Annotated in this window: 29 protein-coding genes and 1 pseudogene; 14 read left to right on the top strand and 16 right to left on the bottom strand. The window is 47.2% G+C overall.

All coding sequences use genetic code 11. The features are described 5' to 3' along the window. The first annotated feature begins 251 nt into the window (after nt 1-251). Both nadA and pnuC read left to right on the top strand, forming a co-directional pair. Complete coding sequence (gene nadA, locus AAIR21_RS21765; protein ID WP_183516523.1) at nt 252-1295, top strand: quinolinate synthase NadA; 1044 nt, start codon at nt 252-254, stop codon at nt 1293-1295. A 22-nt stretch (nt 1296-1317) separates the two neighbouring features. After that, nucleotides 1318-2037, top strand: coding sequence for a nicotinamide riboside transporter PnuC (gene pnuC / locus AAIR21_RS21760; protein WP_020884957.1), 720 nt, complete (start codon nt 1318-1320; stop codon nt 2035-2037). Here the strand turns inward: pnuC and zitB are convergent. Continuing rightward, on the bottom strand, nt 2034-2972 hold the full coding sequence (zitB, locus tag AAIR21_RS21755; RefSeq protein ID WP_020884956.1) for a CDF family zinc transporter ZitB: 939 nt from the start codon (nt 2970-2972) through the stop codon (nt 2034-2036). The genes pnuC and zitB overlap by 4 nt on opposite strands. A 106-nt stretch (nt 2973-3078) precedes the next feature. Continuing rightward, nucleotides 3079-3459, bottom strand: coding sequence for a YbgS-like family protein (locus AAIR21_RS21750; protein WP_025204646.1), 381 nt, complete (start codon nt 3457-3459; stop codon nt 3079-3081). 304 nt (nt 3460-3763) lie between these two features. Here AAIR21_RS21750 and aroG point away from each other — a divergent pair, with 304 nt between their 5' ends. After that, the gene (aroG, locus tag AAIR21_RS21745) at nt 3764-4816 is read left to right on the top strand and encodes a 3-deoxy-7-phosphoheptulonate synthase AroG (RefSeq protein ID WP_014169194.1); all 1053 of its coding nucleotides are present in this window, start codon (nt 3764-3766) and stop codon (nt 4814-4816) included. Nucleotides 4817-4877: 61 nt separating this feature from the next. On the opposite strand, the gene gpmA is transcribed toward aroG, so the two are convergent. The 7 genes from gpmA to modE all read right to left on the bottom strand — a co-directional run bounded on the left by gpmA (nt 4878) and on the right by modE (nt 12629). Further along, on the bottom strand, nt 4878-5630 hold the full coding sequence (gene gpmA, locus AAIR21_RS21740; protein WP_020884954.1) for a 2,3-diphosphoglycerate-dependent phosphoglycerate mutase: 753 nt from the start codon (nt 5628-5630) through the stop codon (nt 4878-4880). 206 nt (nt 5631-5836) lie between these two features. Beyond that, nucleotides 5837-6880: a galactose-1-epimerase gene (galM, locus tag AAIR21_RS21735; protein ID WP_032677707.1), complete on the bottom strand. Its 1044-nt coding sequence runs from the start codon at nt 6878-6880 to the stop codon at nt 5837-5839. Then, nucleotides 6874-8022 (bottom strand): galactokinase, encoded by a 1149-nt coding sequence (gene galK / locus AAIR21_RS21730; RefSeq protein WP_025204645.1) that lies wholly within the window; start codon nt 8020-8022, stop codon nt 6874-6876. The genes galM and galK overlap by 7 nt, the downstream gene beginning before the upstream one ends. A 3-nt stretch (nt 8023-8025) precedes the next feature. Further along, complete coding sequence (gene galT, locus AAIR21_RS21725; protein ID WP_014169198.1) at nt 8026-9072, bottom strand: galactose-1-phosphate uridylyltransferase; 1047 nt, start codon at nt 9070-9072, stop codon at nt 8026-8028. Nucleotides 9073-9081: 9 nt separating this feature from the next. After that, complete coding sequence (galE, locus tag AAIR21_RS21720; protein ID WP_020884951.1) at nt 9082-10098, bottom strand: UDP-glucose 4-epimerase GalE; 1017 nt, start codon at nt 10096-10098, stop codon at nt 9082-9084. Nucleotides 10099-10300: 202 nt separating this feature from the next. Beyond that, nucleotides 10301-11773: a molybdate ABC transporter ATP-binding protein ModF gene (modF, locus tag AAIR21_RS21715; protein ID WP_183516521.1), complete on the bottom strand. Its 1473-nt coding sequence runs from the start codon at nt 11771-11773 to the stop codon at nt 10301-10303. A gap of 67 nt (nt 11774-11840) precedes the next feature. Further along, on the bottom strand, nt 11841-12629 hold the full coding sequence (modE, locus tag AAIR21_RS21710; RefSeq protein WP_047366362.1) for a molybdenum-dependent transcriptional regulator: 789 nt from the start codon (nt 12627-12629) through the stop codon (nt 11841-11843). A gap of 127 nt (nt 12630-12756) precedes the next feature. Here modE and AAIR21_RS21705 point away from each other — a divergent pair, with 127 nt between their 5' ends. From AAIR21_RS21705 to modC, 4 genes are all read left to right on the top strand, one after another. Continuing rightward, on the top strand, nt 12757-12906 hold the full coding sequence (locus AAIR21_RS21705; protein WP_020884948.1) for an AcrZ family multidrug efflux pump-associated protein: 150 nt from the start codon (nt 12757-12759) through the stop codon (nt 12904-12906). Between the two features lie 179 nt (nt 12907-13085). Then, nucleotides 13086-13859, top strand: coding sequence for a molybdate ABC transporter substrate-binding protein (gene modA, locus AAIR21_RS21700; protein WP_063925289.1), 774 nt, complete (start codon nt 13086-13088; stop codon nt 13857-13859). Beyond that, on the top strand, nt 13859-14548 hold the full coding sequence (gene modB / locus AAIR21_RS21695) for a molybdate ABC transporter permease subunit (RefSeq protein ID WP_020884946.1): 690 nt from the start codon (nt 13859-13861) through the stop codon (nt 14546-14548). The genes modA and modB overlap by 1 nt, the downstream gene beginning before the upstream one ends. Before the next feature lie 2 nt (nt 14549-14550). Further along, entirely contained in the window at nt 14551-15609 is a 1059-nt protein-coding gene (gene modC, locus AAIR21_RS21690; protein WP_020884945.1) for a molybdenum ABC transporter ATP-binding protein ModC, read from the top strand. Here modC and AAIR21_RS21685 read toward each other — a convergent pair. Continuing rightward, nucleotides 15610-16227 (bottom strand): annotated as a pseudogene (locus tag AAIR21_RS21685) (pyridoxal phosphatase); the annotation flags it as partial. Between the two features lie 32 nt (nt 16228-16259). Here AAIR21_RS21685 and AAIR21_RS21680 point away from each other — a divergent pair. The 6 genes from AAIR21_RS21680 to AAIR21_RS21655 all read left to right on the top strand — a co-directional run bounded on the left by AAIR21_RS21680 (nt 16260) and on the right by AAIR21_RS21655 (nt 21542). Beyond that, complete coding sequence (locus tag AAIR21_RS21680; protein WP_434682321.1) at nt 16260-18080, top strand: recombinase family protein; 1821 nt, start codon at nt 16260-16262, stop codon at nt 18078-18080. A gap of 527 nt (nt 18081-18607) precedes the next feature. Beyond that, nucleotides 18608-18775 carry a hypothetical protein gene (locus tag AAIR21_RS21675; RefSeq protein ID WP_158236492.1) on the top strand — a complete coding sequence of 56 codons (168 nt, stop codon included), beginning with the start codon at nt 18608-18610 and terminating at the stop codon, nt 18773-18775. 72 nt (nt 18776-18847) lie between these two features. After that, nucleotides 18848-19369: a hypothetical protein gene (locus AAIR21_RS21670; protein WP_087776425.1), complete on the top strand. Its 522-nt coding sequence runs from the start codon at nt 18848-18850 to the stop codon at nt 19367-19369. 72 nt (nt 19370-19441) lie between these two features. After that, entirely contained in the window at nt 19442-19903 is a 462-nt protein-coding gene (locus AAIR21_RS21665; RefSeq protein WP_047955436.1) for a hypothetical protein, read from the top strand. 462 nt (nt 19904-20365) lie between these two features. Further along, a complete protein-coding gene (locus tag AAIR21_RS21660; RefSeq protein ID WP_064186176.1) occupies nt 20366-21091 on the top strand; it encodes an HNH endonuclease in 726 nt (241 codons plus the stop codon). Nucleotides 21092-21272: 181 nt separating this feature from the next. Next, a complete protein-coding gene (locus tag AAIR21_RS21655; RefSeq protein WP_064186177.1) occupies nt 21273-21542 on the top strand; it encodes a hypothetical protein in 270 nt (89 codons plus the stop codon). Nucleotides 21543-21572: 30 nt separating this feature from the next. On the opposite strand, the gene AAIR21_RS21650 is transcribed toward AAIR21_RS21655, so the two are convergent. The 3 genes from AAIR21_RS21650 to AAIR21_RS21640 all read right to left on the bottom strand — a co-directional run bounded on the left by AAIR21_RS21650 (nt 21573) and on the right by AAIR21_RS21640 (nt 24116). Further along, the gene (locus AAIR21_RS21650; protein ID WP_434682319.1) at nt 21573-22307 is read right to left on the bottom strand and encodes a hypothetical protein; all 735 of its coding nucleotides are present in this window, start codon (nt 22305-22307) and stop codon (nt 21573-21575) included. A gap of 196 nt (nt 22308-22503) precedes the next feature. Continuing rightward, a complete protein-coding gene (locus tag AAIR21_RS21645; RefSeq protein ID WP_186727614.1) occupies nt 22504-23694 on the bottom strand; it encodes a hypothetical protein in 1191 nt (396 codons plus the stop codon). A gap of 86 nt (nt 23695-23780) precedes the next feature. After that, a complete protein-coding gene (locus AAIR21_RS21640; RefSeq protein WP_064186180.1) occupies nt 23781-24116 on the bottom strand; it encodes a hypothetical protein in 336 nt (111 codons plus the stop codon). A 197-nt stretch (nt 24117-24313) separates the two neighbouring features. Between AAIR21_RS21640 and AAIR21_RS21635 the strand changes: the two genes are divergently transcribed. Next, entirely contained in the window at nt 24314-24988 is a 675-nt protein-coding gene (locus AAIR21_RS21635; RefSeq protein ID WP_064186181.1) for an EAL domain-containing protein, read from the top strand. 23 nt (nt 24989-25011) lie between these two features. On the opposite strand, the gene AAIR21_RS21630 is transcribed toward AAIR21_RS21635, so the two are convergent. From AAIR21_RS21630 to AAIR21_RS21620, 3 genes are read right to left on the bottom strand one after another with little or no spacing between them, the layout of a single operon-like run. Beyond that, nucleotides 25012-25602 (bottom strand): DUF4326 domain-containing protein, encoded by a 591-nt coding sequence (locus tag AAIR21_RS21630; RefSeq protein WP_064186182.1) that lies wholly within the window; start codon nt 25600-25602, stop codon nt 25012-25014. After that, nucleotides 25599-26036 (bottom strand): DUF488 domain-containing protein, encoded by a 438-nt coding sequence (locus AAIR21_RS21625; protein WP_373166122.1) that lies wholly within the window; start codon nt 26034-26036, stop codon nt 25599-25601. Before AAIR21_RS21625 ends, AAIR21_RS21630 begins: the two co-directional genes overlap by 4 nt. After that, nucleotides 26036-26719, bottom strand: a complete 684-nt coding sequence (locus AAIR21_RS21620; protein ID WP_202772307.1) for a dual OB domain-containing protein — start codon at nt 26717-26719, stop codon at nt 26036-26038. The genes AAIR21_RS21625 and AAIR21_RS21620 overlap by 1 nt, the downstream gene beginning before the upstream one ends. Nucleotides 26720-26802 lie beyond the last annotated feature (83 nt).

Below are 26802 nucleotides of genomic sequence, written 5' to 3'. Positions count from 1 at the left end.
CCTGCACGACCCACCAATGTAAAAAAGCGCCCTAAAGGCGCTTTTTTGCTATCTGTATTCCGCATATTTTGACCTTGCAGGTCGGCTCCGGCGAAGTCGCCATCCGATGCGTGCTACGCACACCTATTTCCGGTGACTTTTTCTCGCAAATTCGCTATCTTGTTTAGTATACAAAACACATTTGCCGTCCGTTTTGCTATGTCATGCAAAAGAAAGGCAATAATGTTAAGCCAGTAAAACGAGAAGCCATAATGAGCGTGATGTTTGATCCAGAAGCCGCAATCTATCCCTTCCCGCCAAAGCCTGTCCCGCTGAGTCAGGATGAGAAGCAGTTTTACCGTGAGAAGATCAAGCGTCTTCTCAAAGAGCGAAATGCAGTGATGGTTGCACATTACTACACCGACCCGGAAATCCAGCAACTGGCGGAAGAGACCGGGGGCTGCATCTCTGACTCTCTGGAGATGGCACGCTTTGGTGCCAGACATCCTGCTTCCACGTTACTGGTCGCAGGCGTTCGCTTTATGGGGGAAACCGCAAAGATTCTCAGCCCTGAAAAAACCATTCTGATGCCAACGCTACATGCGGAGTGTTCACTCGACCTCGGCTGTCCGATTGATGCATTCTCGGCCTTCTGCGATGCCCATCCGGACCGGACCGTGGTGGTCTATGCCAATACCTCTGCCGCAGTGAAAGCGCGGGCAGACTGGGTCGTGACATCAAGCATCGCCGTTGAACTGATTGAGCATCTGGACAGCCTGGGCGAGAAAATCATCTGGGCGCCTGACCGCCATCTCGGTCATTACGTGCAGAAGCAGACCGGCGCTGACGTGCTTTGCTGGCAGGGTGCCTGTATTGTTCATGACGAATTTAAGACGCAGGCGCTCTCGCGCATGAAGGCGCTTTACCCGCACGCAGCGATCCTTGTTCACCCGGAATCACCGCAGTCCATTGTCGACATGGCGGATGCCGTGGGATCCACAAGCCAGCTTATCAATGCTGCCAGGACGCTACCGCACAAGCAGCTCATCGTGGCAACCGACCGCGGTATCTTCTATAAGATGCAGCAGGCCGTGCCTGAGAAAGAGCTGCTTGAAGCACCAACGGCGGGCGAGGGGGCGACGTGTCGTAGCTGCGCGCACTGCCCGTGGATGGCGATGAACGGCCTGAAAGCTATTGCTGAGGGGCTGGAGAAAGGCGGAGCAGCGCATGAAATCCATGTGGATGCTGCTCTGCGTGAAGGTGCGTTAATTCCGCTTAACCGCATGCTGGATTTTGCGGCTACACTACGTACTTAATTCAATACGCCCTGGGGAAAAGATGGATTTTTTTAGCACACAGAACATTCTGGTTCATATACCGATTGGTGCAGGTGGCTATGACCTGTCATGGATTGAGGCCGTGGGTACGCTGGCTGGGTTATTGTGTATCTGGCTGGCAAGCCTGGAGAAGATCAGCAACTACGCGTTCGGGTTAATTAACGTTACGCTCTTTGCGATTATCTTCTTCCAGATCCAGCTGTACGCCAGCCTGCTTTTACAGTTGTTCTTCTTTGCGGCGAACATTTACGGTTGGTACGCGTGGTCGCGGCAGAACAGCCAGCAGGAGGCGGAGCTGCAAATCCGCTGGCTGCCCTTACCGAAAGCCATCGCCTGGTTTGTCGCCTGCGTTGTCGCCATTGGTTTAATGACCGTCTATATCAACCCGGTGTTTGCATTCCTGACCCGTGTCGCGGTGTCGGTCATGTCTGGCCTCGGGCTGAATGTCGCTATGCCATCACTCCAGCCGGATGCTTTCCCGTTCTGGGACTCCTGCATGATGGTGCTGTCGATTGCTGCGATGATCCTGATGACCCGTAAATACGTTGAGAACTGGCTGCTCTGGGTCGTCATTAACGTCATTAGCGTGGTTATTTTTGCACTTCAGGGTGTCTATGCGATGTCGCTGGAGTATTTGCTGCTGACCTTCATTGCCCTGAACGGGAGCCGGATGTGGATTAACAGCGCGCGTGAGCGAGGCTCTCGCGCGCTTTCGAACTAATGATGGTGATGATGTGAATGGCCGGACTGCGCCTCGTTCAGGTGGCAGTCCGGGCCGTTACAGGGCTGGTACTCCATCTGGATGGTGGCGTGGCCAATCTCATAGTGATGTTCGAGAAAGTGCTGGATGCGCTCAAGCAGGCCATCATGGTCATGGGTAGGGATCACCTGGACGTGCAATGTCATGACCGGTTTCTCACCCACCAGCCAGACGTGAACATGATGCACATTGCGCACCTCGGGTACGGAACGACGCAGGTTGCGTTTAAGCTCGGCAATGTCCACGGATGCCGGTGCCCCTTCAAGCAGTTCATTCACGCTCTCCTTCAGCAGCCGCCAGGCACTGCGCAATACCAGACACGATACCAGCACGGAAAGAATCGGGTCGACGGGCGTCCAGCCGGTATAAAGGATCACCAGCGCGGCCACAATAGCACCGACGGAACCCAGTAAATCGCCCATAACATGCAGAGCCGCAGCGCGCACGTTGAGGTTCTTTTCCCCGCTGCCGCGATGCAAAATCCAGAACGCCAGAAGATTCGCCAGCAGACCTGCTACGGCGATAACCATCATTGTCGCTCCGGCGACTGGCTGTGGGTGACGAAAGCGCTGTATGGCTTCCCAGACGATAAGAAGGGTGATAACCACCAGAGCAATAGCGTTAACAAACGCCGCCAGAGTGGTCAGTCGCAGCCAGCCAAAGGTATGACGCGCGTTAGGCGGACGACGGGCAAACTGCACGGCCAACAGGGCAAAGAGCAGGGCGGCGGCATCGGTAAGCATATGTCCGGCATCCGCCAGAAGCGCCAGAGAGCCGGAAACCAGGCCACCAATGACCTCGATAACCATAAACGTTGCCGTGACGCCGAAGGCCAGCATAAGGCGTTTAGCGTTGTCATCGCCAGGAGATGGGGTGTGTGAATGCGTGTGCGCCATATCAGCTTTCCTTTTTGTTATTGTTTTTAGTGTAGCGTTTTTAATGGCTTACTCCAAAAAGAAAGGAGAGCCAGAGCTCTCCTTTTACGTTTACATCCGTCACGGATTATTGGGTTGTGCCATCCGTTTTGGTATTGGCATCGTCGCCCACTTTGTCATTCGAATTCGGACACTTACCGTCTTTGCACATGGTGTTCTTATGCATCTCATCGGTACTCATCGTGTCATGATTCATGGTGCCAGAGCCGCTACTGTCCGGATGCAACATTGTGCCTCCGGTATTGGTGTTCCCGGTATTGATCTGGCTGTTATCGACATTATTCGGGGCGATATTCTGTTTTGCATCAGGGGCGACCTGACCCGCCGCCGCCGCGGCATTTGCATCACCGTTGTTATCTGTTGAGCCCGTCTCAGCGGCAAGGACGCTGCCGCTTGCCAGGGTAAGGGAGGCTGTGAGGAAGAGGGTTGCCAGTTTCGTCATTTTCATCTTGGTGCTCCTGTTCTTGTCGTTACGCTGGATAACATTTTCCAACAGTGCATCTTTTTCAGAGGCGAAAGATTCCGTCATACGGACTTACGTCAGTATGGAATCGCGTTTAATCAAACAAAAGTGGTTGTTACAGTTAAAAAGCTTAGGTTAGATCTCGTTTTTCGCTATTTTGTGGCGATTTTTAGGTGAATTCCAGGAATTATCTGCGTGAAGTGTAAAACCGTGTTTACACTTTCTGGTCGGCAAGTTAGATTGAAAGGATTGCTTTCATTACTAAAGATATGGCAGAGCTGGAAAGAAAATGAATTATCAGAACGACGATTTACGTATTAAAGAGATCAATGAGTTATTACCTCCTGTAGCACTCCTTGAGAAATTCCCCGCCACTGAAAATGCCGCAAACACGGTGTCTCATGCTCGTAAAGCGATCCATAAGATCCTGAAAGGTAATGACGATCGTCTTCTGGTGGTGATTGGCCCTTGCTCAATTCACGATCCTGCTGCGGCCAAAGAGTACGCAGCAAGATTGCTCCAGCTTCGCGAAGAACTGCAAGGCGAGCTGGAAATTGTCATGCGTGTTTACTTTGAAAAGCCGCGTACGACCGTTGGCTGGAAAGGGCTCATTAACGACCCGCATATGGATAACAGTTTCCAGATCAACGACGGTCTGCGTATTGCGCGCAAACTGCTGCTGGAGATCAACGACAGCGGTTTGCCGGCTGCCGGTGAGTTCCTCGACATGATTACGCCGCAATATCTGGCGGACCTGATGAGCTGGGGCGCAATCGGTGCGCGTACTACAGAATCTCAGGTTCACCGCGAACTGGCGTCAGGTCTCTCGTGTCCGGTTGGTTTTAAAAACGGTACCGATGGCACCATTAAGGTGGCAATTGACGCCATCAATGCCGCCGGGGCACCGCACTGCTTCCTGTCCGTCACCAAATGGGGTCACTCCGCCATTGTGAATACCAGCGGTAACGGTGACTGTCATATTATTCTGCGTGGCGGTAAAGAGCCGAACTACAGCGCAAAACATGTCGCAGACGTGAAGGTCGGGCTGGAAAAAGCGGGTCTGCCACAACAGGTGATGATCGACTTCAGCCATGCCAACTCCAGCAAGCAGTTTAAAAAGCAGATGGAAGTCGGCGCCGATGTTTGTCAGCAGATTGCCGGCGGTGAGAACGCGATTATTGGCGTGATGATCGAAAGCCATCTGGTGGAAGGTAACCAGAATCTGGAAGGCAGCGAGCCGCTGGTCTACGGTAAGAGCGTCACGGACGCCTGCATCGGCTGGGACGATACGGATGCCCTTCTGCGTCAGCTGGCGAATGCGGTAAAAGCGCGTCGCGGCTGAGTTTCAGGAGCCAAATAAAAAAGCGTGGATTGCTCCACGCTTTTTTTATGTCCAGCGAAAATTATTTCGCTTTACCCTGGTTCGCTACAGCCGCGGCTTTTGCAGCGATCTCATCAGCGTTGCCCAGATAGTAATGTTTGATTGGTTTGAAGTTTTCGTCGAACTCATACACCAGCGGAACGCCAGTTGGGATGTTCAGTTCGAGGATCTCGTCTTCACCCATGTTGTCCAGGTATTTCACCAGCGCACGCAGGGAGTTACCGTGAGCTGCGATGATCACGCGCTCGCCGCTTTTCAGGCGTGGCAGAATGGTTTCGTTCCAGTAAGGCACAACGCGGTCGATGGTCAGCGCCAGGCTCTCGGTCGTTGGCAGCTCAGCATCCGTCAGTTTCGCGTAACGCGGGTCGTGGCCCGGGTAGCGTTCGTCATCTTTGGTCAGCTCTGGTGGGGTTACCGCGAAGCCGCGACGCCACTGTTTAACCTGCTCGTCACCGTATTTTTCAGCGGTTTCCGCTTTGTTCAGACCCTGCAGCGCACCGTAGTGACGCTCGTTCAGTTTCCAGGATTTCTCAACCGGCAGCCAGGCCTGATCCAGTTCGTCCAGAACGTTCCACAGAGTATGGATGGCACGTTTCAGCACAGAGGTGTAAGCAAAATCAAAGCTGAAGCCTTCAGCCTTCAGCAGTTTACCTGCTGCTTTTGCTTCGCTTACGCCTTTTTCTGACAGATCAACGTCGTACCAACCGGTAAAGCGGTTTTCGTTGTTCCACTGGCTTTCGCCATGACGCACCAGGACCAGCTTAGTTACAGCCATATCGTACTCCTCATAAGCTTTATTGAATGATAACAATTCTCATTATATTGCCGTGACAGTGCCAGCAGCAACGCTTAACCCTAACCATAGCGAAAATAGTCTCTGAGTGTAAGATGCTTGTGAATCCAGGGTTATGATTTTGTCTGCGATCGGCGCTATTTTCAGCAAGACGGAGAGAAAAAGCCCTCCGCAAGGAGGGCTGGGAATTATGAATGCGGGATGAAATGATATTCTGTCACGCTAACGTACTCTTCACCCGGGCGCAGCACACAGTCCGGCTGTGGCCATTCTGGATGGTTCGGGCTGTCCGGCAGGAACTCGCTTTCCAGCGCCAGACCTTGCCAGTCGCTGTACTCTTCATGTTCGCGTGCCGTGGTACCGCCAAGGTAGTTGCCTGAATAGAATTGCAGGGCAGGGGCCGTGGTGTAGACCGTCATCTGCAGTTTTTCATCCGCAGACCAGACCTGTGCGGCAGGCTGAGTCACATCGCCTTTCGCCTGCAGCAGGAACGCGTGGTCATAGCCTTTCACCTTGCGCTGATCGTCATCGCTCAGGAAATCCTGTGCGATGGTTTTTCCGCTGCGGAAATCAAAGCTGGTACCGCTGACGGCCTTGAGCCCCTGATACGGGATCCCCATTTCATCCACCGGCAGATAGGCATCGGCCAGGATCTGGAGCGTGTGATTACGCACGTCGCACTGGTTGCCGTCCAGGTTGAAATAAGCGTGGTTGGTCAGATTGACCGGGCACGGCTTATCAACTTTCGCGCGATATTCAATGGCGATACGGTTATCGTCAGCCAGCGTGAAATGCGCGAACGCGGTGAGGTTACCGGGGAATCCCTGGTCACCGTCACGCGAGTCCAGTGAGAACAGCACTTCGCGGTCGTTTTGCTGAACGATTTTCCAGCGGCGCTTATCGAATCCTTCAGGTCCACCGTGTAACTGGTTTTCGCCCTGACTGGAAAGCAACGAGTAACGCTCGCCATCAAGTTCGAAAGCGCTTTTCGCGATGCGGTTAGCATAACGGCCGACAGACGCGCCAAGATAGGCGGACTGATTGACATACTGCTCAGGCGACGCGCAGCCAAGCAGGGTTTCACGTACGCTGCCATCAGGCATTGGTACGCGAGCGGATAGCAAAGTGGCACCCCAGTCCATTAACGTAACCACCATTCCTGCGCTGTTGCGCAGGGTTAACAGGCGATACGGCAGGCCATCCGGGGCAAGGGTTGGCGTTTCGTTTAGCACTGTCCTGCTCCTTGTGATGCTTTACACACGTAGAAAGTTTCTTTAATACCTGTTTTCGCTTCGTACTGTTTTTCCACCGCCTGCTGGACGGCAGGGACGAGCTCTTCCGGCATCAGGGCAACAATGCAGCCACCGAAGCCGCCGCCGGTCATGCGCACACCGCCTTTATCGCCAATCGTGGCTTTGACGATGTCCACCAGGGTATCGATTTGCGGAACGGTGATTTCAAAATCATCGCGCATGGAGGCGTGAGATTCTGCCATCAGTTCACCCATACGTTTCAGGTCGCCTTTCGCCAGCGCGGACGCCGCTTCAACGGTACGGGCATTTTCCGTCAGCACATGACGAACGCGTTTCGCCACTACCGGATCCAGTTCGTGCGCCACTTTATTGAACTCGTTGAGCGAAACGTCACGTAGCGCAGGTTGCTGGAAGAAACGTGCGCCGGTTTCACACTGCTCGCGGCGGGTGTTGTACTCGCTGCCCACCAGCGTGCGTTTAAAGTTGCTGTTAATAATTACCACAGCTGCGCCTTTTGGCAAGGGAACGGCTTTGGTGCCCAGAGAGCGGCAGTCGATAAGCAAGGCATGCTCTTTTTTACCCAGCGCAGAGATCAGCTGGTCCATGATGCCGCAGTTACAGCCCACAAACTGGTTTTCCGCTTCCTGACCATTCAGGGCGATTTGTGCCCCGTCCAGCGGCAGATGATAAAGCTGCTGGAAGACGGTACCCACGGCGACTTCCAGCGACGCGGACGAGCTTAACCCGGCGCCCTGAGGCACGTTTCCGCTGATGACCAGATCAGCGCCGCCCACGTTTTTATTACGTTTCTGCAGGTGTTTTACCACGCCGCGCACGTAGTTAGACCATTGCTGGCTGTCGTGGGTAACGATGGGTGCATCGAGGGAAAACTCATCCGTCTCATTGTTGTAATCCGCTGCAATAACGCGGACTTTGCGATCATCGCGCTTAGCGCAGCTAATGACCGTCTGGTAATCAATGGCGCACGGCAGAACGAAACCATCGTTATAGTCGGTATGTTCACCAATCAGGTTCACGCGGCCAGGCGCCTGAATGACATGGGTGGCAGGGTAGCCAAATTTCTCAGCAAACAGGGATTGTGTTTTATCTTTCAGACTCATTTTTTAGACTCCTGATTCGCGATAATGGACGTCACTCACAGCACGCAGGCGTTCTGCAGCCTGTTCTGCCGTCAGGTCACGCTGGGTTTCTGCCAGCATTTCATAGCCCACCATGAATTTACGTACCGTCGCAGAGCGCAGCAGCGGCGGATAGAAATGGGCATGCAACTGCCAGTGTTGATTCTCTTCACCGTTAAACGGAGCGCCATGCCAGCCCATTGAGTACGGGAAGGAGCACTGGAACAGGTTGTCATAACGGCTGGTCAGTTTCTTCAGTGCCAGGGCGAGGTCATCGCGCTGTGCGTCGCTCAGATCGGTGATGCGCAGAACCTGTGCTTTTGGCAGAAGCAGCGTCTCAAATGGCCATGCTGCCCAGTAAGGTACGACGGCCAGCCAATGCTCGGTTTCCACCACCGTTCGGCTGCCATCGGCCAGTTCACGACGGGTGTAATCCACCAGCATCGGCGATCCGTTTTCCGCGAAATAGGCTTTTTGCAGACGGTCTTCACGCTCGGCTTCGTTTGGCAGGAAACTGTTGGCCCAGATCTGACCGTGCGGGTGCGGGTTAGAGCAGCCCATTGCCGCGCCCTTGTTTTCGAACACTTGTACCCACGGGTAGGTCTGGCCCAGTTCAGCAGTTTGCGTCTGCCAGGTGCTGACGACCTCTTTCAGCGCGTCAACACTCAGCTCCGGCAGCGTTTTGCTGTGGTCGGGCGAGAAACAGATAACACGGCTGGTGCCGCGTGCGCTTTCACAGCGCATCAGCGGGTCCTGGCTATCCGGCGCGTCGGGCGTGTCGGTCATCAGGGCGGCAAAATCGTTGGTGAAAACGAAGGTGCCTTTGTAGTCCGGGTTTTTATCGCCCGTCACACGCGTGTTGCCCGGACACAGGAAGCAGTCCGGGTCGTGCTGGGGAAGCGTCTGTTTTGCAGGCGTCTCTTGCGCCCCCTGCCAGGGGCGCTTGGCGCGATGCGGAGAAACCAAAATCCATTGCCCGCTTAGCGGGTTAAAACGACGATGCGGATGATCGACGGGATTGAACGAAGTCATGACGGATCCTTAGTCCGGATAACCTTGTGGATGGCGAGACTGCCAGTGCCAGGTATCCTGTGCCATTTCATCAAGCGTGCGGGTGACACGCCAGTTAAGCTCTTTATCGGCTTTGGAGGCATCGGCCCAGTAAGCCGGGAGGTCGCCTTCACGGCGCGGTGCGAAATGATAATTCACAGGCTTACCGCAGGCCTTACTGAAGGCATTTACGACGTCCAGCACGCTGCTGCCGATCCCGGCGCCGAGGTTATAAATATGCACGCCTGGCTTATCGGCCAGCTGCTGCATTGCCGCCACGTGGCCGTCGGCCAGATCCATGACGTGGATATAATCACGCACACCGGTACCGTCTTCGGTTGGATAATCATTACCGAAAATAGCCAGAGACTCACGGCGGCCAACGGCCACCTGGGCGATGTACGGCATCAGGTTATTCGGGATGCCCTGTGGATCTTCACCCATATCGCCTGACGGATGGGCACCAACCGGGTTGAAGTAGCGCAGCAAGGCGATGCTCCATTCAGGCTGTGCTTTTTGCAGATCGGTGAGGATCTGCTCCACCATCAGTTTGCTTTTGCCATACGGGCTTTGCGGCGTACCGGTCGGGAAGCTTTCAACGTAAGGGATTTTTGGCTGATCGCCGTAGACGGTTGCGGAAGAGCTGAAGATAAAGTTTTTGACGTTCGCTGCGCGCATGGCGGAGATCAAACGCAGGGTACCGTTGACGTTGTTGTCGTAATACTCCAGCGGTTTCGCGACGGATTCACCCACCGCTTTCAGGCCGGCGAAATGGATCACCGTCTCAATGGCATGGTCGTGAAGGATCTCGGTCATCAACGCTTCATTGCGGATGTCGCCTTCCACGAAGGTCGGTTGTTTACCGCCAAGACGTTCAATCACAGGCAGCACGCTGCGCTTACTATTGCACAGGTTGTCGAGGATGATGACATCATGACCATTTTGCAGCAGCTGCACGCAGGTATGACTACCAATGTAACCGCTACCACCTGTTACCAGAACTCGCATATTTCGCTCCATTGGGCTTATGGTATGTAATAACCATAGCATAACAGAGACGCGAAAAGTGTGACATGGGATAAAATAGTGGAATCGTTTACACTGCTTTTAAAATCCGTTTTTTGGCGGCAATGCGACATTGTAGATCAAAGGGATAGTGAAGTCTTTGTGCAGGTTATCCGAAAAAACGGAGGGGCAGAGCCCTCCGGAGTTAATCGATTTTGCTCAGCAGGTACTGATAGCGTTCACCGTCGGGCACAAACTCGAGGCGGTGCGTAATGCAGGACGGGGCATCTTCGGCATGATGGGAAACGAACAGCAGCTGCGTTTCACCTTCGCTAATCAGGACATCCACAAAACGGCGGATCAGCTGGCGGTTTAATGGGTCCAGGCCCTGTAGCGGTTCGTCGAGGATCAGAAGGGTCGGGTGTTTCACCAGCGCGCGAACGATCAGCGCCAGACGCTGCTGTCCCCATGAAAGGCTATGAAACGGCGCGTCAGCGACCCGGTTATCCATCCCCAGAATATCCAGCCACTGCTGGGCCAGCTTATGCTGTTTGTCCGAGACCGCCTGATAAATGCCGATGGAATCAAAATACCCGGACAGGATCACATTGCGCACCGTGGTGCTGACCCGGTAATCCAGATGCAGGCTGCTGCTGACATAGCCGATATGCTTTTTGATATCCCAGATCGTTTCACCGCTTCCGCGGCGGCGGCCAAACAGGGTGAGATCGTTACTGTAGCCCTGAGGGTGATCGCCGGTGATCAGGCTCAGCAGCGTTGATTTTCCCGCGCCGTTGGGGCCAACAATTTGCCAGTGTTCACCCGGGTTGACCGTCCAGCTGAGATGATTAAGGATCGGTCGATCGTCATACGCTACCACGCCATCACGCAGCACAATGCGCGGCTGGTGGGGATCTAACGCGTGGCGGGCAGAAGGTGCGTCCGGTTCCGGCAGCGTGATGCCGTCCAGGTTTTCACTGTGCGCCAGCTGGGCAATTAACGCCTGCTTAAGTAACGCCGATTTTTCGCCGGTTTCAGTCAGGTTGCAGTCAGCGAGCACGCCGGCGTTCTGAATAAACTCAGGAATTTCATCAAAACGGTTAAGCACCAGTACCAGCGTATAGCCCTGCTGGTTAAGCGAGCCGAGCAGGGTGGCCAGCTGTGCGCGGGACTGCACGTCGAGACCGTCGAACGGTTCATCCAGAATCAACAGTTCCGGCTCGCTCATCAGCGCCTGACACAGCAGCGTTTTCCGGGTCTCACCGGTCGAGAGGTATTTAAAGCGCCGGTTCAGCAGGGAGGTGATGCCAAACTGTTCTGCCAGATACGCACAACGGGCAGGATTGTTGACCTCATCCTGAATAATGTCTGCCGTCGTGCGGCCCGTATCTTCTTCGCCCGGGCTGAGTAAATCGGTGTTATTGCGCTGCCATTCATCGCTCACCAGCTTTTGTAGTTGCTCGAATGACAGGCGCGTCAGGCGCGTAAAGTTACACTGGTATTCCCCTTTAAGGTACGCGAGCTCTCCGCTCAGCGCACGGGCCAGCGCTGATTTCCCGCTTCCGTTTGTACCGACAAACGCCCAGCTTTCACCGGCGCGTATTGTTAAATCAGAAATCGTCAGCGTTCGGGTGTCGCTAAGACGAAACGTGCCTTGCGAAATATGCAATGATGACATGACTTATCCCATTTTTTGCAGCAACAGATGTCAGGGATACTCACTGTCGACACGCTTGTCAATGTGCTCAGCACAATGTGGCGATAATCACCCGGTCGGCGTTGAAATATGCGGTCACCACAGCACCTTCTTCTAATTCTGCGGCATCGCTGAGGGGAAGGGTTGCGCAGAGTTCTTGCCCGTCCGGCAGGGTCATCAGTACTTCACACTGCTCTTCACCGCGTTCAACGTGGCGGATGGTACCGCGTAGCTGGTTATCAGCGGCTTTTGCTTTTTCGGCATCGGCAGTGATATTCACCCACGGCGCTTTCAGTAACACTAGCACCTCTTTACCTTCATTCAGCGCCAGTCGGTCTGCGCTTTGTGCGGTAATCGCGGCTTTCAGACGGGTTGTTCCATCGGCAAGCAGGATCTCAATATGACGCTGCACCTGGGCGTTATCGCCCGCCATCACCGTACCAAACCACTGGTTACGGGCGCTGGTTTGCAGCGAAAAGCGGGAAATGGCAGCCAGCAGGCTGTCCAGCGGGAGATTATCGTCGTCACTTAACACATCAAACGCTTTTTGCTGGATCTGCGCCAGCAGATCATACAGCTGAACCAGGCGCTGGCCGTAACGTGTCAGGATCGCACCTCCACCGCCTTTGCCGCCCGTGGCCCGGTCAACCAGCGTTTGCTCGCTCAGGGTGTTCATGTCGTTGATGGCATCCCAGGCGCTTTTATAGCTAATGCCAGCGTTCTTAGCCCCCTGGCTTATTGAACCGGTTTGTTCTATTTGTTTAAGCAGGGCGATACGTCGCGGATCGGCGAAAAGCTTCTGCTGTAGTCGTAGAGTGAGGAGAATTTCGGCCTGCATAACACTGTCCTGGCAAAAAGTGCATTGTGACCCAAATGGCGAAGGTCGCAAAGGGCACCGCACAAAAGGGGATGTTTTTCTCACTTTTCAGGGTAGAATAAGCCATTCACAATATCTGGAGAAAACCATGTTGGAATTGTTGAAAAGTCTGGTATTCGCCGTGATCATGGTACCAGTAGTGATGGCCGTTATCCTCGGTGCCATCTACGGCCTGGGTGAAGTGTTCAACGTATTTTCGAACATTGGTCACAGAGACCAGGCTAAAAAGCAGCATTAATTTCCCCCCGAAACGCCCGGCTTGCCCGGGCGTTTTGCTCTCAAGTATTTCCCTTTCTCGCCGATATTATTTAAAGCATCAGCTTGCTGTACCCCTTGAGCGGTACGATTTAACGCTGGGATCTCCCCGGAGTTACCGTTATATTAGTGTGTATATAACGATACTCACAGGAGCTACAAATGGCACGTACATGGGTACGCCTTTTCGCAGGGGCAACGCTGACACTTTCGCTGAGCGGACACGCGCTGGCTGACGAGGGTAAAATTACCGTCTTTGCGGCAGCGTCGTTGACCAACGCGATGCAGGATATTGCGACAGCGTATAAAAAAGAGAAGAACGTCGAGGTGGTCTCCTCTTTTGCTTCTTCATCGACGCTGGCACGTCAGATTGAAGCGGGAGCGCCGGCCGATCTGTTCATTTCTGCAGACCAGAAGTGGATGGATTACGCGGCTGAAAAGAAATCGATTGATGCGACAACCCGCGAAACATTGCTGGGGAATAGCCTCGTCGTGGTGGCGCCGAAAGCCAGTCAGCAAGGCGAAATCACTATCAACAACGAGACCCCCTGGACCCGGTTGCTGAACGGAGGACGCCTGGCCGTTGGCGATCCGGAGCATGTACCGGCGGGGATCTACGCCAAAGAAGCATTGCAAAAACTGGGTGCCTGGGAGACGTTATCGCCCACACTGGCTCCGGCTGAAGATGTGCGCGGTGCTCTGGCGCTGGTTGAACGTAATGAAGCGCCGCTGGGGATAGTCTACGGGTCGGACGCCGTCGCCAGTAAAGGGGTGAAAGTGGTTGGTACGTTCCCGGAAGACTCCCACAAGAAAGTGGAATATCCTGTTGCGATTGTTGATGGACATAAAAATGCGACCGTGACGGCCTTCAGCGAATACCTGAAGGGACCCGAAGCGTCCGCAATCTTTAAACGTTACGGATTTACGACTCACTAATGATATTGACCGATCCTGAATGGCAGGCTGTCCTGCTGAGCCTGAAAGTCTCTTCCCTGGCGGTTACGCTGAGTTTGCCCTTTGGGATCTTCTTTGCCTGGTTACTGGTTCGCTGTAAGTTTCCCGGCAAAGCCCTGCTGGATAGCGTTCTTCATCTTCCCCTCGTGTTGCCACCGGTGGTGGTTGGCTACCTGCTGCTGGTGTCGATGGGGCGGCGCGGTTTTATTGGCGAATGGTTATATGACTGGTTTGGGCTGACGTTTGCGTTTAGCTGGCGAGGGGCGGTACTGGCGGCGGCGGTGATGTCATTCCCGCTGATGGTCAGGGCTATTCGCCTGGCGCTGGAAGGGGTTGATATCAAACTGGAACAGGCTGCCCGCACGCTGGGTGCCGGGCGCTGGCGCGTTTTTTTCACCATCACGCTCCCGCTTACGCTGCCGGGCATTATTGTCGGCACGGTACTGGCGTTCGCCCGCTCGCTGGGTGAGTTTGGTGCCACGATTACCTTTGTGTCAAATATCCCCGGTGAGACGCGAACGATCCCGTCAGCAATGTATACCCTGATCCAGACGCCGGGTGGAGAAGGTGCCGCGGCGCGGCTGTGCATCATCTCAATTGTGCTGGCGCTGGTCTCGCTGCTGGTTTCGGAATGGCTGGCGCGACTCAGTCGCGAGCGGATGGGGAAATAGTCATGCTCGAACTTCAGTTCACCCAAACGCTGGGAAATCATACCCTGACCCTTAACGAGACGCTGCCTGCGAGCGGCATTACCGCCATCTTTGGCGTATCAGGTGCAGGGAAAACCTCATTGATCAATGCCATCAGCGGACTGACGCGGCCGCAGTCCGGACGGATTGTGCTCAACGATCGTGTCTTAAACGACGTTGAGAACAAAATTTACCTGGCACCGGATAAGCGGCGAATTGGTTATGTTTTTCAGGATGCGCGATTATTTCCGCATTACAGCGTACGCGGTAATCTTCGCTACGGCATGGCCAAAAGCATGGCCGCGCAATTTGATAAGCTGGTGGCGCTGCTGGGCATTGAGTCACTGCTGGACCGGCTCCCTTCATCGCTTTCTGGTGGTGAAAAACAGCGCGTGGCGATAGGCCGCGCGTTGCTCACCGCGCCAGAACTGCTGTTGCTCGACGAACCGCTGGCCTCGCTGGATATTCCGCGAAAACGTGAACTGCTGCCCTATCTTCAGCGCCTGGCGCGTGAAATCAATATCCCGATGCTCTACGTCAGCCATTCGCTGGATGAGATCCTGCATCTGGCCGATAAAGTGCTGGTACTGGAAGAGGGCAGCGTTAAGGCATTCGGTAATCTGGAAGAGGTGTGGGGCAGCAGCGTGATGCACCCGTGGTTACCGAAGGAGCAGCAGAGCAGCATCCTTAAGGTGAGCGTGCTGGAACATCACCCGCATTATGCGATGACCGCACTGGCGCTGGGCGACCAGCATCTGTGGGTCAACAAAATCGACAAACCGCTGCAGTCTGCGTTGCGTATACGCATTCAGGCTTCAGATGTCTCTCTGGTGCTACAAGCGCCGCTGCAGACCAGTATTCGCAATATCCTGCGCGCGAAAGTGGCGGAGTGTTTTGATGATAACGGACAGGTTGAGGTAAAGCTCGAGGTGGGCAGCAAGACGCTCTGGGCGCGCATCAGTCCGTGGGCCAGAGATGAGTTAGGGATCAAGCCTGGCCTGTGGCTTTACGCACAAATCAAGAGCGTCTCCATCACCACCTGATTACAGCAGGTGGGTATAAATATACTGCGCGATGCTGTCGGTGGTGTTATCACCAATCACGACGTTAGCACGCGCTTTTACCGCATCGTCGGCGTTGCCCATTGCCACGCCTGTACCGGCGGCCTCCAGCATGCTGATGTCGTTGTAGTTATCGCCAAAGGCAATCACATCCTGCATTGACCCGCCCTGAGACTCCACGAACTGCGTCAGACGCTTGCCTTTGCTGTTGCCTTTGCGGGCGATATCGACCTGGTCATGCCAGGACCACTCGCACTCCAGACCCAGCGTTTGTTCAACGTGCGTCGCGAAGGCATTCAGTTTGGTGGTATCTTCATCCGTCAGCGCAAATTTCCAGATAGCATCGACATCCTGAGCCGCCTGGCGCAGGGAGGAAACCTGGGTAAAGACCGGACGCTGCGCTTCAGGCAGAGATAATGCCCAGTTGCTGGTGCGGATCACGTGGCCTGTCGGACGTTCATACACCATTGCGTTATCCACATACATCAGGCCGTGAATGGCATGCTCATCAAGCAGATCAATCAATTGCAGCGCCTGAGGCACGGGCAGCGGATCGGATTCTAAAACCTTTTTTGCCTGATAATCATACAAGTGTGTTATGCTTATACAAACAAAAAAAAAGAAGGTCGCCCATGAAAAAAGTTTTTGTGTATCATCGTGTTAGCTCCGATCAGCAATGGAAGGATGGGGGATCGGGTATGTCCCGCCAGGCAGAACTATTAGAAGGCTACTTAGAGCGTACTGGCATTTGTGCGGAAATGGATGATCCAGCCCCAGTAGTACTATCGGATCAAGGTGTCTCAGCCTTTAAGGGTTTAAACATCTCAGAAGGTGAGTTAGGGGCATGGATGGAGCAAGTACGTAATGGTATGTGGGATAGTTCTATTTTGGTAGTGGAATCTATAGACCGCTTTAGCCGTCAGAACCCGTTTGATGTGATGGGTTACATCAATGCTCTGATGGCACATAACGTAGCTATTCATGATGTAATGGCTAACATAGTTATCAGCCGTAGTAATTCTAAAGATCTCCCTTTTGTAATGATGAATGCTCAACGGGCATATGATGAATCTAAGTATAAAAGTGATCGTATTCGTAAAGGCTGGGCGAAGAAACGCGAACAAGCATTTAATAAAGGTACTATCGTAACTAATAAACGTCCTCAATGGATAGAAGTAGAAAAAGATAAGTATGTACTTAATGAGAAAGCAGCAGTAGTTAAAGAGATTTTTGCTCTTTATCAAACTGGCATGGGGTGTCCAACTATTGCTAAACAACTTCAAAGAAAAGAAGGTGAGCAATATAAATTTAATCGCCCGTGGACTGGTGAACTTGTTCATAAGATTCTTACTAATCGCCGTGTAACTGGTAAGATTTTCATTTCAGAAATCATCCGTAACCATGATGATATTGAAAATCCAGTAACTCAGAAAAAGTACGATATGGACGTGTACCCTGTAGTGATTAATGAAGAAGAATTTGAATTAGTACAAGAATTGCTAAAATCACGTCGCCCAAATGCTGGACGAGTTACCGTGAAGAAAGACGGACAGGAAGAAGTACTGATTAAAAGTAATTTGTTTAGCGGTATCGCACGTTGTACCGAATGCGGCGGGCCAATGTATCATAATGTGGTTCGTGCTAAACGTACACCAAAGAAAGGCGATCCCAAAATTGAGGAATATAGATACATCCGTTGCCTCAATGAACGTGATGGACTTTGTGAAAACAAAGCTATGGCCTATGAAACGGTAGAACGATTTGTAGTAGAACATATGTTAGGAATGGATCTAAGTACTGTAATAAAAGAACAGGAATTTAACCCTGAAATAGAAGTATTGCGTATCCAGATTGATCAAGTTAAGGATCAGATCACTAACTATGAAAATGGTATTGAACGCCGTAAAAGTGCTGGTAAGCCTATATCTTTTGATATGCGTGAAGAACTCGATGATGCTAAATCAGAGTTAGAGAGATTGTTAGCACGACAGGCTTCATTAGCTACAGTACAAGTAAATGTGCCAGTACTACAGGATGTTAACGTTACTGAATTGTATGATGTGAATAACGTAGATATACGCACACGTTATGAGAATGAACTAAACAAAATTGTTTCTAATATTCGTCTAAAGCGTAATGGTACATCTTATATTATTGATATTAACTATAAGCAGAACGAGTTAAAAAGACATGTACTTTTTGTTGAGAATAAGAAGAAAGAACAAACTTTAATCAGTGAGGTGATCATTGAAGATGTAGATGGTTCTAAGTTCTATTATACCCCTTCATTCATGATCATGCTTAAAGATGGTGAAATCCGTTTTCAGCAGACTAATGAAGATCTTTCAATCATTGATTACTCGCTATTGCTGAACTATATAGATGCTATAGATCGGAATGATGCCGTAGGTGTTTGGATGCGTAATCAATTTAATTTTCTGACTTCTAACTAATATCCGAATTTGCGGATGTTTTTCTCCTGTATCTACTAAATACTACAAATAATCAGATACAGGAGAAAACGCAAATGACTAACTTTCTAATTGAGATACTCGCTACACTAATCTACATGTTCGTACTATTCCCATTGTTCATAGTACTGAATTTCTTTTTTATGATTCTTGTAGTACTTCTACTTCCACTAAAGATACCAGTAATAAATAGATGGGTTAGGAACTACCTGAAACGGGAAAAATAAATATGGTATAATATTGGTATAAAGTACTTAATGCTTTGTCTCAACTTCTTCAGTACTTCCAGATTGAATCAACAATAAGGATTTAAAAATCCGTGAAACGATTTTGAAAAAAATCCTATACTAAAAATGTCTTCACATATCTCGCATGTTTCGAAAAATATTAATAAATAATATATAGATTGTGACTCATCTATCTTTCCATTGAAAAGAAACCCTACGCCGTAGGGTTCTTTTTACATGGGATTTATTACGAAATCGAAATCATTTAATAAGGAAAAACAAATGAAAAACAAAAAGGATGTAAAAACTAATTGTGTGACCGTGCGATTAACTGATGCTCAGTTAACCGCATTGCAGGAACTATCTAAGAGTGGTGTCTGCGAGCGTGAAACACTCGCAAGTGCTTTTCAGCACCTACTGACGCAATTCATTATTTTGAAAAAAGGCTAATGCTGTACGCCTAATAAAGTTATAGCAAATGGTGAGACAGGATGTTTCACCACAAAAGAAAGGAATCTTAAAATGGAAAGAGTAAATGATTTAAAAAATGTACGTGAACATATTGATTATCCTCATCTAAAAGAAGGTCGCAAGGCATTCAATAATATGTTCGATAGAACGCTATATAACCCTGATTATGCTGATGTAAGTATTGGTGAAGGTTTTAGCAAACTAACATTATTCTTGGATTGGCATGAACAGAATTATGAAGAGCATTGGCAACTTGATAAAGATATACTAAATCCATGTTCACGAGAGTACTCACCTCAAAACTGTATGTATGTTCCTCCTGAAGTTAACCAACTCTTCAAAAGTACCAAACCTGGTAAGTACATGAAAGGTGTTGAAGCATCAGGTAAGAAATTCAAAGCATATTGTAGTGTTGAAGGGAAAAAGATTTGTTTAGGTACTTATCCCACAGAACTTGAAGCACATAAAGTACATATGAAGTGGCGTAAGGCACGTTTGATAGAACTCGCTGAGAAGTACAAGGAATATGAAAAACTAAGTGCGGCACTATTAGAACACGCTAAAAAAATATAAAGAAAATGGCCTGTGGTGGGTGGAATTACTACAGGCCATCTATTAATTAACATTTATACAGGAGTATTTATCATGGCAAAGACCTATTCAACTTTTGATAACAGAAACATAAAGGCACTAATTAGCCAGTACAAGCTATATAAAGATATCCCATGTGAAGATATCAAGAACATTATGAAGGATTCAGTAGCAAAGCTTAAGGTGAGAGATAAGATTAGTGTCTATGACGTGTTTACAGTATTGAGTAATGAAGACGAAATACGAAATGATTTACTATTCAATACTATCAATGCTATTAAAGTACAACAGGATAAGAAACAAGTAAAAGAACGTATGATTAGGTACTATGGGGCAGCGATAACGGATGCAGCAAAACGAATAGAGCAATATATGATAGAACACCCAAACGCACTACCAGCACCAGCATATGGGCAAAGAACACTAACATATAAAGAGGTAGGTAAGCTATTAGAACTACAAAAACAAGGTAATTTTATTGATGACATGATTGAGTACTTAAGTAGCTTGCGTTAGTTGTGCCTTATTACGGCATATTACGGCATATATCCATGCCGTATTACGGCAGAAAAAGCCCCTGAAACCCGCGTCTTACCATCAATACGGCAACTAAGTATAGAGATACGAAATCCATTCCATTTCATTCCATGTATTTCTTTCTCTATCAGTATTCAATGAAACTGTGACTGCGTCACGAATACTACTCGTCGTGAACTCCTCGTAGTATTGGTTAGAAACGTTCCGTTTTTCTCGCTGTACTCGAAAAGACGGAAGGCGTTTCTTCTCGCTTTGCTCGATAGGTGTTAGTACAGCAAGTGAAGTACCTAAAGTGAACTGGTAAGTACGAAATGCCCCGCCAGTTTCACACCTCTCGCTCCGGTCATTTCCCCTTACTATGATGCCATTTGATAACTACATAAAGTACTGGATCAAGTGTGCAATTTTTGTGTACAAAGAGGTACTTAAGAGAGGGATAACATGAACAGAAAACAATTCATCCAGTCGCATGGTGCTACTTGTAGTAACTGGACTTGGAGTTGGTCATTTGTTAATCATGACAAGAAAATGGTGATCTTTGGTGCTTGGGATGTTCAGAAAGAGCAAGAAAGATCAGTCATACTAAGGGAGCGGTGGAAAACCAAAGTAGTTGACGGTAGGACAAGAAAAAATCTGGGATACATTCAAGCTATTGAACACATCCAGTTGATAGCTGAAGGTTATGATCTTTTCACGTTTGATATGGAGCAGGGGCGAAACGATGAGGATAGAGATGTAGCTGTTATCAAACGTTTCACCCCTAAACTTGAAAAGCGTTACCTTAGAAAAGAAGGTACTGTTTGGTATGCAGACTTCTTACCTAATCCGTTTCCTGATGAAATTACCTCACCTGAAAACTACGCTGAAGGTGCAAAAAAGCAAGTTACAGTAAACTCCTACGAGCGTGATCCAAAAGCACGACAGGCTTGTATTGACCATCATGGAACTTCATGCATGTGTTGTGGGTTTGACTTTGAGAAAGTCTATGGCGAACACGGTAAAGGATTTATACACGTTCATCATATAAAACCACTGCATACAGTAGGTGATAACTATGTGGTAAACCCGATTGAGGACATGGTTCCCCTTTGTCCAAACTGTCATGCAATGATACATAGGGGAAGTGAAGTGTTAAGCGTTGATGGGTTAAAAGATCTTCTACGCTAATTATGGTAGTTAGACGTTTCATAACAAACCTTAATACCCTATTTTATGAAGTACCCTCACTGCATATGGTGAGGGTATTTTTTTTTCAAATACTCATATGTTCTGTTTTATTGCTTAATTAAAAATTATTAGTAAATACATAGAAAAGTTAGCGGTACTAACTTACTATGGAATTTATGAAATGATAAGAATGGAATTCAATACATACCAGGATGATATGTACTACTTTCTCTACATTACCGAGGAAGTAAGGATTGAAACTAATGGCGTATCAGGCATACAGTTACAAACCCGCGATTCGAGGGTAAGGAATTTAGGTGATCCGTTCCAGTACTTAACACTGCGAGAACGAAAAGATGAGTACTTTAATGAAAGTCTTATCAATCCGTATGTAGATGAAGTAATTAAAGCTGTTGAAGTACTTGTTCCTCTTTTGACTTTAGATGATTAAAAACATGCCCCATTGAGAGGCACGAGGTGATTATTTTATAACTTCGATAAATTCAGTTATTGGTTTATTATCATCATAAATTGATTTAACAAAATCCTGTAAGCTATGGTTTAATTCGATAGCTTCAAGTTGTATATCAATAATTTCTTTTGCTGTTAAACGTATAGCTTCTTCATCAGCATACATGAGCATTGGAACTTCAGAGGCTGCCAGTTCAAATTGAGTTTGTAGTCGATTGTAACAATCTGCAATATGTTTTATAGTGTTCATTATATTCACTGTATAAGGTGTGATTTTATAGTTATACCTCTGGATTGCCTTTAATCTATTTTGTATTGAATATGATAAGTTGAAAAATTCGATAAGCAAATTTTCAATTTTATCAAAAGTTTCGCCTATATCTTTTGGCAGTTCTTCTTTATCGTTTAAATGGTTTTTTAGCGTTTTACTTGTATGAACAATATAGCTTTTATATTGAATGCTCAGTGATGACAACTTTCGTAAGTCTTCATATATTGCTTCTTCGATAACTTTAGAAACTATATCGTAATGTTTTTGAGACAGCCATTCGGGGGCTTTTCTATATGCGGCATAAGCTACACCCAAAGTACCCAATGTCGATAAAGAACTGATCCAATCGGTAAAACTACTCCATTCGAAGTTATTACTTCCAAAAAAAAGTGCTTTCAAGATGACACAAATCAAAAGTAATGAAAGAATCAATACAACTGCAAGTATTGTTTGGTTTAGATTTTTATATTCCATTTACTTGTTTCCGACATGATAGTGAATCTTGAGTTAGTACTTTACCATTACAGCCACAATCATGTACACTCTGAACATCACGCCCACCCACTATGGGTAGGTTTGTTTAAGGTGTGGGTGGGCGTGATTGTTATAATTTCTACTCTTATTAAATAGCTTAGCCTACATACTTTAATCGGTAGCGTGCAAAAAACAATTAATAAATTAACTTTATTGTTTTACCTAAATCTATTTGAAAATCAATAGCTTTATCCGCGAAAAGTTTGCCTAATCTTTTAGTTTTTGGATTCCATCCTGGAAAGGGCTCATCCAACATATCCATAATTTCTTTTGTAATATTTAATTCCAAACATGACAATACATAGGAAATGAAGTTTTGTACACTCTCATATCTTTTTAATAAGGTTTGGTATTCAATTCCTGTTTGCGAGGCGAGGTAGGAGTCAAAAGCTAAATTGGTAAATTTTGCAAAGAGCGGGGTTCTATCATCAAAATAAACAGTGTCAAAATGATTGGTGTATGGATTTACATTTCCATGTAACATCTCATTTCTAATATTCATTATCGATTGGAACTCTTTACATGCCTCATTATTGTTATAATCCACAGGGCAATGGAAACCTTTACATTTAAGATGTAAGTTTTTCACGCGTTCGTGGATTGGGCTTCGTATAAAAGATTCATAATCTTCTTTATTTTCATATGCATTAACTTTTGCGAGGGTGAAAATTAAAAAATTAATGAAAGACTCTGCATAAATAGGTAGTGTTAAGGAAATGTTGATTCCTAAAGTATTTGCTTTTGAAAATTTCTCTCCTACAATGGACATTTCTTTCTTAGTTCTATTGTTAAATTTTTTAAAGTCAGGGTGCTTTATTTCATCAATTTTCAGATTATCTAACTCTACAAAGTTTGAATCAATTGCGGTTTTAATTCTTTTGAAAGGATTTATAAATAGATGCCACGTTTCTACTTTTGTTCTAAATGTGGAAATTTGTTTGCCGTAATTCTTAAAATCATCTTTTAAATCTTTGATGAATTCATCTTTTGCAAATTTCTGATCTTGAAAATCTATTGATTTGTGTATCTCTATACGATAGGTCATACACATAATCGTTATACGATAACCTTCATAATCAAATGTATAATCCCAATGAATGAGATTTGATGAATCATATTTTCGGAACAAAGATTGCATTCCGTTAGGTTTCCCAAAACGAGCTTGCAAGTAGCAATATAAATCTACAGGTTTGATATTATTGATATCTACCCATAATGTATAATCTTTGTCACGTTTAATTATAGAGGTTTTCTGCTGGAACTCATTAACAACGATCCGCTGATCTAAGTAAATCATTTTATCAATATTAATTTTTGTTTTTTTCATTGTACTTGTTCACACTCTTTATAAGAGGAATATTTAATGTTCGCTGAGTATAGTGATAGCCAACTGAAAATATCAAGAGATCATGATCAAAACGGCAGCTCACCCTGCATATCACAGAAAGCATCATCCTTATCATGTACCTCTAACATAGCTTGTTGTGCGTAGAACCAACTACTAACAGCAAAGATATCCACTGGCTGAGCTACCTCAAGCATAAAGTAGTATGCGTTACTTGAAGTCACACCGAACCAGTACAAACGAGTACCATCCTCATGAGGTGTTGTCTCGAACAAGACACATTGCCCATCTTCAATACGTTCTAAGTACCCTCCAGGATGAACAACCACTATCCGTTGTCCACACTGCCAATACACCTGAACACCTTTTCGAACGCTTGAATCAAACGAATTCTTATTACCCATTTTCCTGCCCTTCGATGAGATTATGATACTGTAAATTTATACAGTGGTTTGATGTTAATCAATACGAAACGCTAAAAATCACATAAAAATGATCATTTTCAATAGCTTAAGTAATGTTATTTGGTAGGGTAGCTCTATTATTGATATCTAAAAATGATCAATAATTGATCATCTACCATTATTAGAGATAAGCAGGGATGATCACCAAAACCTTCATAGCAGAACCAATCATGACAACATCAGGCCAGCTCGTAGGGTGTGAACTGTTAACCCGCTTCCATCGTGAAGATCTTCCAGTACTGAACAGTAAGTACTTCATCATGGCTATGTCGGTCGAAGGGAAGAAGGAACTACTGAAACAACAATTAGAGACTGTAGAAGTTCATGCGTCATGGTTCAGAGAGCACCGGCTTTTCTGTACCGTTAACGTTGATACCATACAGGCACGGCTATGTGTGTTTGACAGGGAGATTATTCAGCTATTGGATAAAATGGATTTCATCAGGCTTGAGATATCAGAGAACTTTGAAGGGCTTGAACTCGGTATCAATCATCCAGTACTTAAAACACTGTTAAACGTTGGCTATCGCCTGTTCATTGATGATCTTGGCTCAGGCCGTGCGAATACCGCAGCACTTTCTACTGGTTGTTATGAGGCGGTCAAACTTGATAGGGCGTTCTACAATCAAGAAGTACAGAAACCTACATTCAACGTACTGATAAAGAACATCATGAAGTACTGCCCGTATGTGATCGTTGAGGGAGTAGAGCAGCGGCAAGAACTACCAGTACTACGTGATGCGGGAGTATCAGCGGTGCAAGGATATCTTTATCGTTCAGTGAACTTCTCTAAGGTGACATCTCTTTTATAAATCTAAGCCGCATTACAGCGGCTTTACTCACCATCATCTAATTCATTTAAAAATCTGGCAAGAACATCTCCGTGGCACGGATAAGGTTTGCAATGGCAGCCAAGGATTTTCCCTCTATGTGCTTTAAGCTTTTCTTTGAAATCTTCCCCGCCTTTTAAGAAATTTCTATCAAAGTCGTACTTAAACTTTCTTATAACTTCATCACGATCACCATCGGCTCCAATCGCATAGGGATTACCCCATAAAGTACCGCGACCGCAATATACATCGAAGTGTTCGCCCCTGTCTTTATTGGATACAAACGTAATTTTATCCTTTATATACCTTACAGGAATTTGTGATGATAACGTTTCATAAACAGTTGTGAAATCTGGTTTCAATGCTGAATCAAAAATAATAGCGTGCGTCAATCCTATTTTAAATGGGTCAGCAAGAGTATCATGATTAAGTTTAAAAATTAAATCAGAGGAAAAATAGTTATGTATCAAATCCTGGTGATCCTCAAAATAGAAGATTTTGTATTCACTCGATTCGGAGAAGATACGGGTAAGCTTTCGCTCAAACTTACCCTTTGAAGCAAAATCAGGATGATACATAATTAGTACTTTCATCATATTAAATGCTTAACCTCAAAATCTGTATCCCAATGCTTGTTCAGATATTCTATCACAAGACGGCGATGACAGTGATGGGGCTTGTGCTCACTACATAACAAGCAACCGTCAGAGATTAAGCTCTTATCTATACGCTCAATATTCCTTTTTGCCATAAGATTCAGAAAGTTATCTTCGTAAATCTCCCAAGAGACTTTTCCTTTCTTATAAGGATCGAGCATCTCTTTGGTTGGTGCCAGGTCTGGAACATGGGCGTAGCCTACCCCACAAAGTTCGCGAAGGAAAAATTCCAAGTCTTTCTTTTTAGCAAAACCAGCAAGCTGAGATACATTATTTAGACGGACATCAACCAGAGTTTTGATTGGCTGAGACTTAATCAAGGTAAAAAAATTCTCAGCAGTTTTTTCAGTAAAGCCAATTGAAAATACTTTCATTAAATTATCTCAGCTATTAATTTGTAATGAAATTTCCCTGCTAAATTTTCAAATGCTTCTAATGCAAGGCTTACAGTTATAAAACAATCAGGCTTCGTGTAGCGGCCTACCTCTTTACTCTCAAAATAATTTAGCCATTTGTGATCAGTTACCTTGAGGTTGTATGTTACTTCGTTATAAGTAAACTCGGCTCGCACTTTTACCTTTTGGTCTTCCCAACGAGACGTTATAAAAGTAATCAGCCCGGCCTCTATAAAATAAAGGCTATCGTTAAGATCTTCTACTTCATCTGGGTGTACTTGATCAAACTTACCGCTACTTGTCTGATGATTGTTTATCCACAGAGTTTCTGGATAATCACAAAGAAGTCTTAGAGAGTCAGGATGCGAACTATAAACTCCTTCTTTTTTCCAGTACTGGGTTTCATCTATCAGGTAGTTTTCTGTTTGAAATTTTTCTGGAGTAGGTTTGATAAATATTGCTGTGATTATATCAAGTGACTGAGAATCTGTGCTGTTACCATAAATACTATCATAGCGAGTTATAGCACCAGACTGGTTAACAGGTCTAATCCATTCGCCAACGTCAATACCTTGATCATGTTGATGAATGATTTTACCTGCGACGCAAAAATCTTTATTTTTCTTGGACTTACTTAAGCAAACAAAAGTTTTATCTACCATGATGCAACTCTCAATTGAATAGTAAACAAACATTACCATCAGATTCATCCCAAATCAACATAGGTTCTTCTCATTGAAGCAAG

It is taken from the genome of Enterobacter sp. PTB, assembly GCF_051130085.1.
Taxonomy (GTDB): domain Bacteria; phylum Pseudomonadota; class Gammaproteobacteria; order Enterobacterales; family Enterobacteriaceae; genus Enterobacter; species Enterobacter ludwigii.
Note: the sequence above shows the minus strand (reverse complement) of the source record. Positions and strands in the feature narration are given on the sequence as shown.

Coding starts and splice junctions, on each gene's coding strand:
- nadA (WP_183516523.1), top strand. CDS start 252: ATGAGCGTGATGTTTGATCCAGAAGCCGCAATCTATCCCTTCCCGCCA.
- pnuC (WP_020884957.1), top strand. CDS start 1,318: ATGGATTTTTTTAGCACACAGAACATTCTGGTTCATATACCGATTGGT.
- zitB (WP_020884956.1), bottom strand. CDS start 2,972: ATGGCGCACACGCATTCACACACCCCATCTCCTGGCGATGACAACGCT.
- AAIR21_RS21750 (WP_025204646.1), bottom strand. CDS start 3,459: ATGAAAATGACGAAACTGGCAACCCTCTTCCTCACAGCCTCCCTTACC.
- aroG (WP_014169194.1), top strand. CDS start 3,764: ATGAATTATCAGAACGACGATTTACGTATTAAAGAGATCAATGAGTTA.
- gpmA (WP_020884954.1), bottom strand. CDS start 5,630: ATGGCTGTAACTAAGCTGGTCCTGGTGCGTCATGGCGAAAGCCAGTGG.
- galK (WP_025204645.1), bottom strand. CDS start 8,022: ATGAGTCTGAAAGATAAAACACAATCCCTGTTTGCTGAGAAATTTGGC.
- galT (WP_014169198.1), bottom strand. CDS start 9,072: ATGACTTCGTTCAATCCCGTCGATCATCCGCATCGTCGTTTTAACCCG.
- galE (WP_020884951.1), bottom strand. CDS start 10,098: ATGCGAGTTCTGGTAACAGGTGGTAGCGGTTACATTGGTAGTCATACC.
- modF (WP_183516521.1), bottom strand. CDS start 11,773: ATGTCATCATTGCATATTTCGCAAGGCACGTTTCGTCTTAGCGACACC.
- modE (WP_047366362.1), bottom strand. CDS start 12,629: ATGCAGGCCGAAATTCTCCTCACTCTACGACTACAGCAGAAGCTTTTC.
- AAIR21_RS21705 (WP_020884948.1), top strand. CDS start 12,757: ATGTTGGAATTGTTGAAAAGTCTGGTATTCGCCGTGATCATGGTACCA.
- modA (WP_063925289.1), top strand. CDS start 13,086: ATGGCACGTACATGGGTACGCCTTTTCGCAGGGGCAACGCTGACACTT.
- modB (WP_020884946.1), top strand. CDS start 13,859: ATGATATTGACCGATCCTGAATGGCAGGCTGTCCTGCTGAGCCTGAAA.
- modC (WP_020884945.1), top strand. CDS start 14,551: ATGCTCGAACTTCAGTTCACCCAAACGCTGGGAAATCATACCCTGACC.
- AAIR21_RS21680 (WP_434682321.1), top strand. CDS start 16,260: ATGAAAAAAGTTTTTGTGTATCATCGTGTTAGCTCCGATCAGCAATGG.
- AAIR21_RS21675 (WP_158236492.1), top strand. CDS start 18,608: ATGAAAAACAAAAAGGATGTAAAAACTAATTGTGTGACCGTGCGATTA.
- AAIR21_RS21670 (WP_087776425.1), top strand. CDS start 18,848: ATGGAAAGAGTAAATGATTTAAAAAATGTACGTGAACATATTGATTAT.
- AAIR21_RS21665 (WP_047955436.1), top strand. CDS start 19,442: ATGGCAAAGACCTATTCAACTTTTGATAACAGAAACATAAAGGCACTA.
- AAIR21_RS21660 (WP_064186176.1), top strand. CDS start 20,366: ATGAACAGAAAACAATTCATCCAGTCGCATGGTGCTACTTGTAGTAAC.
- AAIR21_RS21655 (WP_064186177.1), top strand. CDS start 21,273: ATGATAAGAATGGAATTCAATACATACCAGGATGATATGTACTACTTT.
- AAIR21_RS21650 (WP_434682319.1), bottom strand. CDS start 22,307: ATGGAATATAAAAATCTAAACCAAACAATACTTGCAGTTGTATTGATT.
- AAIR21_RS21645 (WP_186727614.1), bottom strand. CDS start 23,694: ATGAAAAAAACAAAAATTAATATTGATAAAATGATTTACTTAGATCAG.
- AAIR21_RS21640 (WP_064186180.1), bottom strand. CDS start 24,116: ATGGGTAATAAGAATTCGTTTGATTCAAGCGTTCGAAAAGGTGTTCAG.
- AAIR21_RS21635 (WP_064186181.1), top strand. CDS start 24,314: ATGATCACCAAAACCTTCATAGCAGAACCAATCATGACAACATCAGGC.
- AAIR21_RS21630 (WP_064186182.1), bottom strand. CDS start 25,602: ATGATGAAAGTACTAATTATGTATCATCCTGATTTTGCTTCAAAGGGT.
- AAIR21_RS21625 (WP_373166122.1), bottom strand. CDS start 26,036: ATGAAAGTATTTTCAATTGGCTTTACTGAAAAAACTGCTGAGAATTTT.
- AAIR21_RS21620 (WP_202772307.1), bottom strand. CDS start 26,719: ATGGTAGATAAAACTTTTGTTTGCTTAAGTAAGTCCAAGAAAAATAAA.